This is a genomic window from Arthrobacter sp. P2b, from assembly GCF_900168295.1.
In the GTDB taxonomy this organism is placed as follows: domain Bacteria; phylum Actinomycetota; class Actinomycetes; order Actinomycetales; family Micrococcaceae; genus Arthrobacter.
In genome coordinates this window covers 67,669-79,481 of the sequence record NZ_FVZL01000001.1, presented here as the reverse complement: position 1 = coordinate 79,481, position 11,813 = coordinate 67,669, and the positions used below count along the sequence as shown (strand labels likewise).

The window sequence follows — 11,813 nt, the reverse complement described above, 5'->3', positions numbered from 1 at the left end:
GCGCGCACCACTACATCTCCGCGAGTTGATGGCAGGAGCTGCCCGTGGGCGGGCCGTGAAGAAAAAACAATCCACCAAGCACTCTTGACTGTGCGGTGGATCACGGCCTACCTTGAAGCAACCGTGTTGCAGCAAATGCAACTCCAACTTTCATTGGTGGACACATGAGCAACGAATCGAACGCACCCGGGCCAGGAGTCATTGCCGATGACGCCAACGGCCCTGCTTCGGGTGCAACCGCCGTACATGCCTCAGGCTCCGGCGTGACTGATCCCACTGGTGCCGTCAGCGTCGACGGACCGAGCAAGGACGTCCGGCGCCGGGTGATCGCGGCCAGCTTTATCGGAAACTTCGTGGAGTGGTTTGACTACGCCGTCTACGGCTACCTGGCCGTCACCATCGCCACGGTCTTCTTCCCTGAATCAGATCCCCAAACCGGCCTCCTGCTGACCTTCGCCCTTTTCGCGATTTCGTTCCTGGTCCGGCCTCTGGGCGGGTTCGTCTGGGGCCACATCGGCGACAAGGTGGGCCGGCGGACAGCCCTCTCCCTTTCCATCCTGATCATGTCCGGAGCAACCTTCTGCATCGCCCTGATCCCGGGTTACGACACCATCGGTATCTGGGCGCCCATCCTGCTCCTGATGATCAGGGTGGTCCAGGGCTTCTCCGCGTCGGGTGAATACGCCGGAGCGTCGGCATTCCTGGTGGAATACGCCCCTGTCAACCGACGCGGCCTGTATGCCGCCGTGGTTCCGGCCAGCACCGCGGCCGGCCTGCTCCTCGGCTCGCTGATGGCCGGCCTGCTGACAACACTCCTGTCTACTGACGCAATGCACAGCTGGGGCTGGCGCCTGCCGTTCCTGCTGGCGGCCCCGATGGGCCTCATTGGACGGTATATCCGGACCAAGCTGGAAGACACTCCCGTGTTCCGCGAACTTGCGGCCGAAGACCAGAAGGACAAGGCACCTGTCTCCAGCCTCTTCCGGAACCACTGGCGCCAGCTGCTCCAGGCCGTCGGGGCCGTCCTGCTCAACGCCGTCGGCTTCTACGTGATCCTGAGCTACATGCCCACGTATTTGTCCTCGGAGCTGGGCCTGGGCGAAACCGAATCATTCCTGGCCACCACCATCGCGCTGGTCACCTACATCGCCTTCATCTTCCTCACCGGCATGCTCTCGGACCGCTATGGCCGGAAGAAGGTGCTCATCAGCGCATCGGTGGCCTTCATCCTCCTGACCGTCCCGGCCTTTGCACTCCTGGGAACCGGGAACTTCCTGGTCATCGTCCTGGTCCAGATCCTGCTGGGCGCCATGCTCACCCTGAACGACGGCACCCTGCCGAGCTTCCTGGCGGAAATGTTCCCGACCCGGGTCCGCTACAGCGGCTTCGCCGTCAGCTTCAACCTGTCCAACGCCCTGTTCGGCGGCACCGCCCCGTTCATGGCGACGCTCCTCATCGCGGCCACAGCCAGCGACCTTGCGCCGGCCTGGTACCTCGTCGCTGCCGCCGTCGTCTCCCTGATCGCCGTGGCCCTCTCCAGGGAAACCTGCAAAGAGCCCCTGCGCCACGAATAGCTTCCTTCCACAACCAGCAACACCATAAGAAACTCAGATAGAAAGGCATCACCCATGACCACCACCGCCGAGAACATCTCCTCCATCGCCGAACTCGAGCGCCTCAAGGTCCTCCACAACGGGTCCAAGGGCAAGCTCACGTTCTCCGACGCAGAATTCGAGCGCCGCCTGGGCGGCCTCCGCCAGATCATGGCCGCCAAGAACCTGGACGCGGTCATCCTGACCAGCTACCACGGCATCAAGTACTACTCCGACTTCCTGTACACCACGTTCGGCCGCAACTACGCACTGGTAGTCACCGCCAATGACTCGGTGACGGTCACCGCCAACATCGACGCCGGCATGCCGTGGCGCACGTCCTACGGCGAGAACATCGTGTACACCGACTGGCGCCGTGACAACTTCTACTTCGGACTCCAGGAGGCCCTGCGCCAGCGCGGCGTCAAGGCCAGCCGCCTCGGCGTCGAGGACGACTTCCTGCCGGGCCTGACCCGCGAGAAGATCGCCGCAGCCTTCCCGGGCGCCGAACTCCTTGATGTCTCCCAGGACGCCATGCGCCAGCGCATGATCAAGTCCGCCGAGGAAATCGAGGTCATCAAGCACGGCGCCCGCATCGGCGACCTTGGCGGCGAGGCCATCCGTGCCGCGATCCGCGAGGGAATCACCGAGTACGAGGTGGCGCTGGCCGGCACCGAGGCGATGGTGCACGAGATTGCCAGGACCTTCCCGGACCGGGAAGTCCGTGACACCTGGGTGTGGTTCCAGTCCGGCATCAACACCGACGGCGCCCACAACTGGGCCACCACGCGCAAGCTCCAGCAGGGCGACATCCTCTCCCTGAACTGCTTCCCGATGACCTCCGGCTACTACACGGCCCTGGAGCGCACGCTCTTCCTGGGCCAGCCGGATGAGCGCTCGCTGGAACTGTGGAACATCAACGTGGAGGTCCACAAGCGGGGCCTGGAACTCATCAAGCCCGGTGCAGTGTGCAAGGACATCGCCGCCGAGCTCAACGAGATCTATGTCAGCCATGGCCTGCTCGCCAACCGCACCTTCGGCTACGGGCACTCCTTCGGTGTCCTCAGCCACTACTACGGACGCGAAGCCGGACTCGAGCTCCGTGAGGATATCGACACCGTCCTCGAGCCCGGCATGGTGGTCTCCATGGAACCGATGATCACGGTCATGGATGGCCTGCCGGGTGCCGGCGGCTACCGCGAACACGACATCCTGGTCATCGGCGAGGACACGGTGGAGAACATCACCAAGTTCCCGTTCGGCCCGGAACACAACATCATCGGCGCGTAGGCGCCACAACCCGAAGCGGCGCCGCGGTCCACGTGGCGCCGCTTTCGGCGTCTCCGCCGAAGATAAGGAAAGATGATGGCTACCATGACCCCATCAGCAGCAAAGAACACGGACACCGATGCCCCGGCGGCGAACGGCAACGGCACCAACGGAAGCACGGACACTAAGGGCGCCTCCGTCGTCGTCAATGCCATCGCCGTCCTGCGCACCTTCACCGCGGACGAGCCGCTGCTGGGCGTCACCGAGATCGCCAACCGCGTGGGCATGCACAAGAGCTCCGTCTCGCGGATCCTTGCCACCTTCGAGCAGGAAAACCTGGTGGAGCGGGACCCCGAGACCCGCCGGTTCCGCCTGGGCCTGGGGCTGATCGCCGTCGCCGGGCCCCTGCTGGCCGAGATGGAGGAACGGCGCGTGGCCTACCCGGTGCTCCGCCGGCTCACCGAGCAGACGGGGGAAACCAGCGCCCTCATGCTGTGGAACGGCGACGAAGCCATCTGCGTGGAGCAGATCGCCAGCCACCACCAGATTAAGCACACCACGCCCCTGGGCGCCCGCTACCGGGACGCGATGAGCGCCTCCGTCCAGGTCTTCCTGTCCACCCTGCCCGCCGAACGCGTCCGCGAACTGCTCCGCAGCGGAACCATCACCTACCCGGGAATGGACGACGCCGGCCTCGCCGCCTATGAGGCGAGGCTGCAGGAGGTCGCGGGCCGGGGATGGGCCGAGAACTACGGCGAGTCCTCCATGGACGAAGTAGGGGTTGCCGCCCCCGTCCATGACCACCGCGGCGACGTTGTGGCCGTGGTGCTGGTCCCCGCACCGCGCTTCCGGGTCTCACGCGAGCGGCTGGAGAGCCTGGGCGAGGCCTGCGTTGCTGCCGCGGCGCAGGTGACCACCCGCCTGGGCGGACGCGCCGCCGGGTAACGCTGCACCCTAGGGCAGCACGGCCATCCGCGCCGCCAGGTGCAGGGCCGCCAGCCGGCCGGTGCCCCGCGGGTCGCCCCCGCACAGCTCGAAGATCCGCTGCAGCCGGTGGTGCATCGACTGCCGCTCCAGGTGCAGCTCCCGCGCCGACTGCGCTGTGTTGCACCCGGAATCCAGCCACACCTGCAGGGTCTCCAGCAGCTGGGACTGGCGCTGCGCATCGTGGTCCAGCAGCGCCTTCAGGTGCCGGCTGACAAACGCCGCCCGCGCCGAAGCCTCGATGCCTGTCAGGGCAAGGCTCTCGACGGCGGTGTCTTCCGCATCAATCACCACCAGGCCGCGGGACGGGTGCTGCCTGCGCGGGGATGCGTTCCGGCGGCGGATCTGCCGCACATCCAGGGCCCGGCGCGCTTCGGCCAGTGACCAGGCGGCTTCGGACACCCCGGCTGCAGGCGGCCCCACTGCTATCGCTGCATCGTGGTCGCCGTCCAGCCCTTCCAGGGACGCCAGGAGTTTCCGCCGCCCGGCGGCAGGATCGGCAGGGGGCAGCGCGATCATCACCACCAGCTCGGCATCATCCAGGTAGGCGGCGCTGGGGATCCGGCTGGAGCTCAGGAATGACTCGATCACGCGGCGGAGCCTTTGGGGCGATGCGGCATGGATGGCCGCCACCACCGCCGGGGTATCCGCCGGAAATCCGGCACCCGGAGCCAGCTGCTCCAGGCGCCACGCCGGCGCGGCGGTCAGGACCGCCCGCATGAGTTCCGCCCCGGCCTGCGCATGCAGCCCCGGCGGCATGTGCTGCAGGAGCGCTAGGCCCAGGATGTCCACCGCACGGTCGCCGGCCACCCGCGCCAGGCCCGTGTCCACACCGTCCGGAACGTCCACCTCAAGCCGGCCCATCAGCACGCCGCGGACGGGAATGTCCACGGTGATCACTGTTCTCCCAGCCGCCTCTCCGCGGCCATCCTGCGCATCTTGGCCGCTGCCGCCGTCGTCCTTTCCCTGCCAGCCGGCCGGCACAGCGCTGCCCAGGGCAACGCCCCACGGCGAGACGAGCTTCACCGCCGAGCTGATGATGCCGGCCAGCACGCCAAGGATCTGGTCCAGCGACGCACCGTGCGCCAACTCCGCGGCCATGGCCCGGGTGGCGGCGTCGGCCTGCTGCAGGTGCCCTACGGATTCGCTCACCAGGATCGAGTTGATGGCCTGCATAACACCGACGAACGGCACCACCTTGCGCAGCTCCACCACGGCCAGGCCGTGCTCCTTCGCGGCCTCCAGCATGTCCGCGGGGATCTCCGGCAGCACGCCGCCGGTCTCCACGGCGAGGGCAGCGATGCCGCGCTGCGCCAGTTCGCGGACGTACGAGGCCCGCTTCTCTGCCGTTGCCGATGCCAGGGTGATGCCGCCGCACAGCAACAGCTCGCCGCCGCGCAGCAGGGGAGCGATGTCCAGCACCTCGCTGGAGTGGACCCAGCGCACCGGGTGCTCCGCCATGGCGCCGGGGGAGTGGACCACGGGATCGGCGGCAGCAAGGACCGGGTGGGCCAGAATATCGCCCAGGGAGACTGACATGACATTCCGTATGGATTAGTAGTGATGTGTTAGACACATCGTATCTTGTTGCTTGTGATGGGTGCCACATAGCCTTGAAGTACTCATTCACCTCCTGGAGGCTCCCATGCAAGAAAAGCTTTCTTCAGCAGCGCAAAGGCGCGCTGCTGCCGCAGGAAACCAGAGCACGCAAAGCCACAGCACTGAAGACCACGAAGCCTGGCTCCAGCCCATTCCCGAGTCAGCGCGGACCCGCAAAGTATCCGGCCAGTTCTGGATCTGGGCCGGCGCCAACTTGGCACCCATCAACTGGGTGCTCGGGGCACTCGGCATCCACCTCGGACTCGGCTTCGCCGATACTGTCACCGTCCTGGTCCTGGGCAACCTGATCGGCATGCTCCTCTTCGGCTGCTTCGTCCTTCTCGGCCAGAAAACCGGCGCCACCGGCATGGTCCTGGCCCGCGCGGCATTCGGCCGGCGCGGCAACTACCTGCCGGCCGCCATCCAGGCCCTCCTGGTCATCGGCTGGTGCGCGGTCAACACCTGGATCATCCTGGACCTGGTGATGGCGCTCTTCGGAACCCTTGGCTGGGTGGACCCGGAAGCCCAGAACTACGCCTGGAAGATCGGCGTCGCCACCGCCATCATGGCCGCCCAGGTGGCCATCGCCTGGTTCGGCTACAAGGCCATCGCCGCCTTTGAAAAGTGGACGGTTCCGCCCACCATCATCATCCTGGCCGTGATGTCCGCCGTGGCCTGGTTCGGCATGGAAATCGACTGGGGCTACGCCGGTCCGGCCGGTCAGGTCCTGGAAGGCTCCGAGCGCATCGCCGCGATGAGTGCCGTGATGACCGCCATCGGCATCGGCTGGGGCATCACCTGGTTCACCTACGCGGCCGACTACTCCCGCTTCGTCAGCACCGAAGTGCCCAAGCGCAAGGTCTACCTGGCCTCCGTCCTGGGCCAGTTCATCCCGGTGGTCTGGCTCGGAGTGCTGGGCGCCAGCCTGGCCACGAACAGCGGCGAGGTGGACCCCGGCAAGCTCATCGTGCAGAACTTCGGCGTCCTGGCACTGCCGGTCCTGCTGATGGTGCTCCACGGCCCCATCGCCACCAACATCCTGAACATCTACACCTTCTCGGTGGCTACCCAGGCTTTGGACATCTCCATCAGCCGCCGCAAACTGAACCTTTTCGTCGGCGTCTTCTCCCTCATCGCCGTCGTCTTCTTCATCTTCCAGGAGGACTTCGCCGCGGTCCTCGATGCCTGGCTGATCGGCCTGGTGGCCTGGGTGGCTGCCTGGGGCGGCGTGATGCTGGTGCACTACTTCTGGCTGGAGAAGCGCTGGCCGGGGGATCCCGAGCGGCTGTTCGACGGCGTCGGCACACGCAGGCTGCCCGGCATCAACTGGGCGGGTGTCACCTCCCTCCTGGCCGGCATCTTCGCCACGTGGCTGTTTATGTACGGCCTCATCCCCGTCATGCAGGGCCCCATCGCCGTGGCCCTGGGCGGCTGGGACCTGTCCTGGCTGGCGGGCGGCCTCACCAGCGCCGCCGTCTACGCCGTCCTCGGACCGCGGGCCCACGTCCGGTACATCGGCCTGAAGAACAACGTTGTTCCCCAGCCCGAGAGCGCCGGCAGCACCCCCGTCATCCCGGTCCTCTGACCGTTCCCCACCTATCCCTGGCGGGCGTCCTGCGCCCGCCGAAAGGATCCATCGTGAACCAGCCCGCCATCGCGGACCTCCTGCACCCGATCACCTGGCCCGAGGGCTTCAAAGCCGCAGCGTCCTTCACCTTCGACGTGGACGCCGAGTCCTGCACCATCGCCCACGACCCCGCCAGCACCCGCCGGATGTCGCTGATGACCCACCAGTCATACGGTCCCAAGGTCGCAGTGCCGCGGCTCCTGAAGATCCTGGAGCGGCAGGACATCCAGGCCACCTTCTTCATTCCCGGCTTCACCGCCGAGTCCTACCCGGATGTGGTGCGGCGGATCGTGGACGGCGGGCACGAGGTGGCGCACCACGGCTACCTCCACGAACCCATGCAGGGTATTGACGCCACCACCGAGGCCGCCTATCTGGACCGCGGCCTGGAGGCGCTTGCGAAAGTAGCGGGTGTCCGCCCCGTAGGCTACCGGGCGCCGTGGTGGGAACTGAACTGGCACTCACCGGGCCTGCTGGCGGACCGCGGGTTCCTCTACGATTCGAGCCTGCTCGACGGCGACGCCCCCTACCGCTTCGCCGTCGCCCCCGATGATCCCCGGGACATCGTGGAGATCCCCGTGGACTGGACCCTGGACGACTGGGAACAGTACGCCTTCTACCCCGGCGTGACGGGCAGTGGCGTCATCGAAAGCCCGGCCAAGGTACTGGAGATGTGGACCCTCGAGGCAGAGGCGCACCACTCCCAGGGCAGCTGCTTCGTCCTGACCAACCACCCGTTCATCTCCGGCCGGCCCTCCAAAGCGGTGGCCCTGGAGCAGCTGATCGAGCGCGTGAAGGCCATGGACGGCATGTGGGTGACCACCATGGAGAAGATCGCCGAGCACACCAAGGCGACCGTCAGCGAAATCCACACACACGCCCGGATCGAGGTGCCCACCTTCCCGGGCGCCGGCGCCCGGTTCGAACCGGCCGGAGTGCGTGAAGCGCTGCTGAAGTAAGGCATGGGAGGACGGACGACGGCGGGAGGTTCCCGCCGTCGTCCTTTCCCTTGTGCGGTTCTTGACGGCCCGAAAAACCATGGCGACGATGGGGTATGACTGAGTCGACAGATACCCCGGATGCCCCTTTTGACGACGACAGTGCGGAGGACGTCTCCCACACCGAGACGCCCGAAAGCATCGCAGAGGAAGTTAAGGACGAGATCCGCCTGGGCCATGTCCAGGACGACGTAAGCCACGTGCTCGAGGAACGTTTCGAGGAGGAAGGCATCGACATGCGTCCCGAAGAGGTGGACGAACTCGCCGAAGAAATCGAGAGGGACGCCTCCACCTGACGCTTCCAGGAGCTGACCACGGCGGGAGCCGGGCCCGGATAACATTTAAGCGGTGCGGGGTGCGGGCTCGAAACGGCAGGGAACAACCTGGATTAGTGCGCTGGCCGTGTTGGGCGCATGGCTCCCCGGAGTAATACCAATGATCCAGGTGGCCCGCTCCCCAGCCCTCGACCGCGACGGCGGATGAGCCCCAGCGTGGGGAAAGAAGTCAGTGCCTGCCGGGCCGTTCCTGCAGGTGCGCCTGCAGGAGGTTGGTGGTCCGCTGCGCGCACTGCTTGATGCCCCGAAGATGGTCCGCCGCGAGCCGGGGCAGGGCGATGGCGGGGTCGGTGTTGCGGGACTCCTCCCGGATGTTCAGTTCCAGGTCGAGGGCAAGGCTTGCGAGGCGTTCGGCGCCCACCATCTGGCTTGAAGTCTTCAGGCTGAGAACGGCATCGATGGAGCCGGGAAGGTCCCCGGTGGTGAGGGCAAGGCGCAGCCGCTGAAGCCGATGGGGCAGGTGCGCGATGAAGTCCTGCACAAAGACCCGCCACACGCCCTCATCGTCATCAAGGTCTGCACGCAATCTTGCCAGGACCGTCTTGTCCAGGAGCGGCCGGACGTCGCCGTCGTCGGTCATGGCCCGCCGCCCGGGATGCCACCGTCATGCCCCATAGCGCCTCCGGCTCGTCAGACCTCCTGCGCGCACTGTGCCGCAGGACTTCTAACGGACGCTACGGGTAGCGGGGGGAGCGGGCATGCGTGGTGTGTACTCGACTTTCAGCCACGCGACTCTTGGATGGCTGCCTTCCTCGAGTCCGGCATGCCCGCTGCCCTGGTGCTGAGCCCCTACTTGCAGAGACCCCTTACTGCCACAGACCCATTGCGAACTCCGCGATCACGGTGGAGAGCAGGAAGGACGCCGTGATGGCCACCAGGCCCACGGGGATGATCTTCCACCCGATATTCTTCAGCAGCGGGATGTCCTTGCCCAGGGACAGGCCGGCGAGCGTCAGCATCACCGTGGCGATGGACAGGAAGTCCACGGTCTTGACGGCGGCGTTGAGTGCTTCGGCCGCGAAGAACCAGGGGCTGGAAATGTACGCGCCGAGGGTGGTGACGAAGATGATGGCCGAGATCTTCCGGGTGGCCTTGGCCAGCGCAATGCTCACCAAAACCAGGGCCAGCATGATGGCGTAGCCGGCCACAATGCTCAGGCTGAACCCCTTGGCCGCCACGGACGCCGTGCCGATGCCCAGGACGGTCAACACGGACAGGGACAGCCACAGGGGCAGTTTCATGGCCGCCGAGGATTCCGCAACGCGCTCGCGGAACCGGCGGTTCTCCTCTGCCTGCGCTGCCTCACGGTCCAGGTCCGCGACGGTGCGTTCGGCGGGGGCGCCTGCCGTAACAGCGGCTTCCTGGCGGGCCTCCTGCTTGCGGGTCAGTGCCTTGTAGAACCGGTCAGCCAGCGGCAGCGCGATGTAGATGCCCACGTAGACGCCCAGCACGGTGGTGATCAGGTTGGACACGGCGGCCATGCCCAGGATGGCCTCCTGGTCCGCCGGGTAGGCGGCCACGATACTGGCCGCGGATGCCGCCATCATGGACCCGGACCCCACACCGGCGCCCATGGCCAGGGCCAGCGGATCGAAGATCTTCCAGTTGGCAACGAGGGACGTCAGCAGCGTGATGAACACGGCGCCGAACAGCGTGCCGAAAACGTACATCGCCAGCACCCCGCGGTACTGGTCCGAATCCGGCCCGTACTTCTCGGACACCATGGCGAAGGACGGCTCACGGTCCAGGGAGAACGTGGCACCCACGGTTGCCTTGCCCATCCGGAGCAGCACGGCCAGCGGCAGGGCCAGCACGATGGTGCCCAGCAGGTGGCCCACTTCCTGGAGGAGCAGCGCCGGGCCTGCCTTGAGCAGCGTGGGCAGGCTGGGCCCGATGTTGAAGGCCAGCCGGGCCACCAGGAGCAGCACGGCGACGCCCACCAGGGCCGCGGCAACGCGCTGGAGGTCAAGGCCCAGGGGCTTGAATTTCTGGACCGAGACCAGCAGGCCCAGGATGAGGCCCCACACCATGGGGAAGATGATGATGGCGCCGATCCCGACGTCGATTTTCGCCTGCCCGATGAACTGGACCGCCAGCGCAATGACGAAGGCCAGGGCGGCAATGGGGACCGTCAGCCTGGTGCCGGCCCTGTCGATCCGGGCCGTTTTGGTAGTGCTCATGATGTGCCTTCCTGGGTGACAGTACGACGGCGGTACGCGGCTTGGGTGAAGCGTTCCCGCTCGGTGGGGGTTGAGGCGGCGCCGGCGACGGTCCAGGCCAGCGCTGTGGCCGCCTGGAACATCACCCCGTACGCCTCGGGGGAATCCGCAAGCGCGGCGAACGCATGCGAGTGGATGGGTACGTTGGCGCCCGGAATGCTCAGCCAGGGGTGAAGGGACGGGATGACCTGGGAGATGTTGCCCATGTCGGTAGAGCCGCCGCTCAGGCCGGAGGAGCGGGACGTGTCCTTGCCGAACGCGTTCATCGCGTCGGTCCAGTGCGCTGCGAGGATGTCGTCCTGCAGCAGCGGTTCGTAGAGGGGTTCTGCCTCCTCGATCACCAGGGTTGTGCCGGTGGCCAGCGCGGCGCCTTCGAAGCAGTTCCGGACGCGTTGATGCAGCGCCTCGTATTCCGGCAGCGTGAAGGCCCGGCACTCGAACTGGACCACGGCTTTTTCGGGGATGATGTTGGTGACGTGCCCGGCCTCGGCCACGAAGCAGGCGATCCGGTGGTCGGCGGGGATCTGCTGGCGGAGCAGGCCGATGGCCACCTGGCTCAGCACGGCGGCATCCGCGGCGTTGATGCCCTGGTGCGGGGCCGCCGCCGCGTGGGCGGCCTTGCCGGTGAACGTTGCCTGGTAACGGCCCACGGCCTGCGCGCTGGTGCCCGCCGGGTTGTAGGTGATTCCGTCCTGGACGGGATGGACCATCAAAGCCAGCCCCACGCCGTCGAACGCCCCGCGCTCCAGCATCAGCGCCTTGCCGCCACCGTGCTCCTCGGCAGGGGTGCCGATGGCTTTCAGGGTGATGCCCAGCTCGTCCACGAAAGGCCGCAGGGCAAGGGCGGCGGCCACGGACGCGCCGGCGATCAGGTTGTGCCCGCAGGCGTGCCCGATCTCCGGCAGTGCGTCGTATTCCACACACAGGGCCACGGTGAGGTCACCGCTTCCGGCGCTCGCACTGAACGCCGTGGGAAGGCCGGCCGTGCCGCGCTCCACCTCGAACCCGCCCTCCTCCAGCAGGGCGGCGATGGCCTCGGCCGAGCGGACCTCCTCGAAGGAGATTTCCTTGAGCGCGTGGATCTCCTTTGCCACGGCCTGGATGCGGGGTCTCCAGCGTTCGACGGCGTCCGCCAGGGCGGCGCGGAGGGCACCTGTTGCGGTGGTTGTGTCAGTCAGTTCCATGGACAT

At 66.8% G+C, this 11,813-nt stretch carries 10 protein-coding genes; 6 read left to right on the top strand and 4 right to left on the bottom strand.

Annotation, left to right across the window (positions count from 1 at the left end):
* Positions 1 to 164 precede the first annotated feature (164 nt).
* From B5520_RS00415 to B5520_RS00405, 3 genes are all read left to right on the top strand, one after another.
* Positions 165 to 1,574: an MFS transporter gene (locus B5520_RS00415; RefSeq protein WP_079595100.1), complete on the top strand. Its 1,410-nt coding sequence runs from the start codon at positions 165 to 167 to the stop codon at positions 1,572 to 1,574.
* A 54-nt stretch (positions 1,575 to 1,628) separates the two neighbouring features.
* Positions 1,629 to 2,882, top strand: coding sequence for a M24 family metallopeptidase (locus tag B5520_RS00410; RefSeq protein WP_079595099.1), 1,254 nt, complete (start codon positions 1,629 to 1,631; stop codon positions 2,880 to 2,882).
* Positions 2,883 to 2,954: 72 nt separating this feature from the next.
* On the top strand, positions 2,955 to 3,806 hold the full coding sequence (locus tag B5520_RS00405; protein ID WP_079595098.1) for an IclR family transcriptional regulator: 852 nt from the start codon (positions 2,955 to 2,957) through the stop codon (positions 3,804 to 3,806).
* 9 nt (positions 3,807 to 3,815) lie between these two features.
* Here B5520_RS00405 and B5520_RS00400 read toward each other — a convergent pair whose 3' ends face one another.
* Positions 3,816 to 5,384: a PucR family transcriptional regulator gene (locus tag B5520_RS00400; RefSeq protein WP_079595097.1), complete on the bottom strand. Its 1,569-nt coding sequence runs from the start codon at positions 5,382 to 5,384 to the stop codon at positions 3,816 to 3,818.
* Positions 5,385 to 5,490: 106 nt separating this feature from the next.
* Between B5520_RS00400 and B5520_RS00395 the strand changes: the two genes are divergently transcribed.
* The 3 genes from B5520_RS00395 to B5520_RS00385 all read left to right on the top strand — a co-directional run bounded on the left by B5520_RS00395 (position 5,491) and on the right by B5520_RS00385 (position 8,365).
* On the top strand, positions 5,491 to 7,029 hold the full coding sequence (locus tag B5520_RS00395; protein WP_079595096.1) for a purine-cytosine permease family protein: 1,539 nt from the start codon (positions 5,491 to 5,493) through the stop codon (positions 7,027 to 7,029).
* Between the two features lie 53 nt (positions 7,030 to 7,082).
* Positions 7,083 to 8,030: a polysaccharide deacetylase family protein gene (locus tag B5520_RS00390; protein WP_079595095.1), complete on the top strand. Its 948-nt coding sequence runs from the start codon at positions 7,083 to 7,085 to the stop codon at positions 8,028 to 8,030.
* Positions 8,031 to 8,125: 95 nt separating this feature from the next.
* The gene (locus tag B5520_RS00385) at positions 8,126 to 8,365 is read left to right on the top strand and encodes a hypothetical protein (protein ID WP_079595094.1); all 240 of its coding nucleotides are present in this window, start codon (positions 8,126 to 8,128) and stop codon (positions 8,363 to 8,365) included.
* A gap of 208 nt (positions 8,366 to 8,573) precedes the next feature.
* Here B5520_RS00385 and B5520_RS00380 read toward each other — a convergent pair whose 3' ends face one another.
* From B5520_RS00380 to B5520_RS00370, 3 genes are all read right to left on the bottom strand, one after another.
* Positions 8,574 to 8,984 carry an Hpt domain-containing protein gene (locus tag B5520_RS00380; RefSeq protein ID WP_079595093.1) on the bottom strand — a complete coding sequence of 137 codons (411 nt, stop codon included), beginning with the start codon at positions 8,982 to 8,984 and terminating at the stop codon, positions 8,574 to 8,576.
* Between the two features lie 226 nt (positions 8,985 to 9,210).
* The gene (locus tag B5520_RS00375; RefSeq protein ID WP_079595092.1) at positions 9,211 to 10,584 is read right to left on the bottom strand and encodes a DUF3100 domain-containing protein; all 1,374 of its coding nucleotides are present in this window, start codon (positions 10,582 to 10,584) and stop codon (positions 9,211 to 9,213) included.
* Positions 10,581 to 11,807 carry an amidohydrolase gene (locus tag B5520_RS00370; RefSeq protein ID WP_079595837.1) on the bottom strand — a complete coding sequence of 409 codons (1,227 nt, stop codon included), beginning with the start codon at positions 11,805 to 11,807 and terminating at the stop codon, positions 10,581 to 10,583. The genes B5520_RS00375 and B5520_RS00370 overlap by 4 nt, the downstream gene beginning before the upstream one ends.
* Positions 11,808 to 11,813: the final 6 nt, after the last annotated feature.

Excerpts from the sequence above, each read along its gene's own strand:
- B5520_RS00400 (WP_079595097.1), bottom strand. The coding sequence starts at position 5,384 with ATGTCAGTCTCCCTGGGCGATATTCTGGCCCACCCGGTCCTTGCTGCC.
- B5520_RS00405 (WP_079595098.1), top strand. The coding sequence starts at position 2,955 with ATGATGGCTACCATGACCCCATCAGCAGCAAAGAACACGGACACCGAT.
- B5520_RS00370 (WP_079595837.1), bottom strand. The coding sequence starts at position 11,807 with ATGGAACTGACTGACACAACCACCGCAACAGGTGCCCTCCGCGCCGCC.
- B5520_RS00375 (WP_079595092.1), bottom strand. The coding sequence starts at position 10,584 with ATGAGCACTACCAAAACGGCCCGGATCGACAGGGCCGGCACCAGGCTG.
- B5520_RS00385 (WP_079595094.1), top strand. The coding sequence starts at position 8,126 with ATGACTGAGTCGACAGATACCCCGGATGCCCCTTTTGACGACGACAGT.
- B5520_RS00380 (WP_079595093.1), bottom strand. The coding sequence starts at position 8,984 with ATGACCGACGACGGCGACGTCCGGCCGCTCCTGGACAAGACGGTCCTG.
- B5520_RS00395 (WP_079595096.1), top strand. The coding sequence starts at position 5,491 with ATGCAAGAAAAGCTTTCTTCAGCAGCGCAAAGGCGCGCTGCTGCCGCA.
- B5520_RS00410 (WP_079595099.1), top strand. The coding sequence starts at position 1,629 with ATGACCACCACCGCCGAGAACATCTCCTCCATCGCCGAACTCGAGCGC.
- B5520_RS00415 (WP_079595100.1), top strand. The coding sequence starts at position 165 with ATGAGCAACGAATCGAACGCACCCGGGCCAGGAGTCATTGCCGATGAC.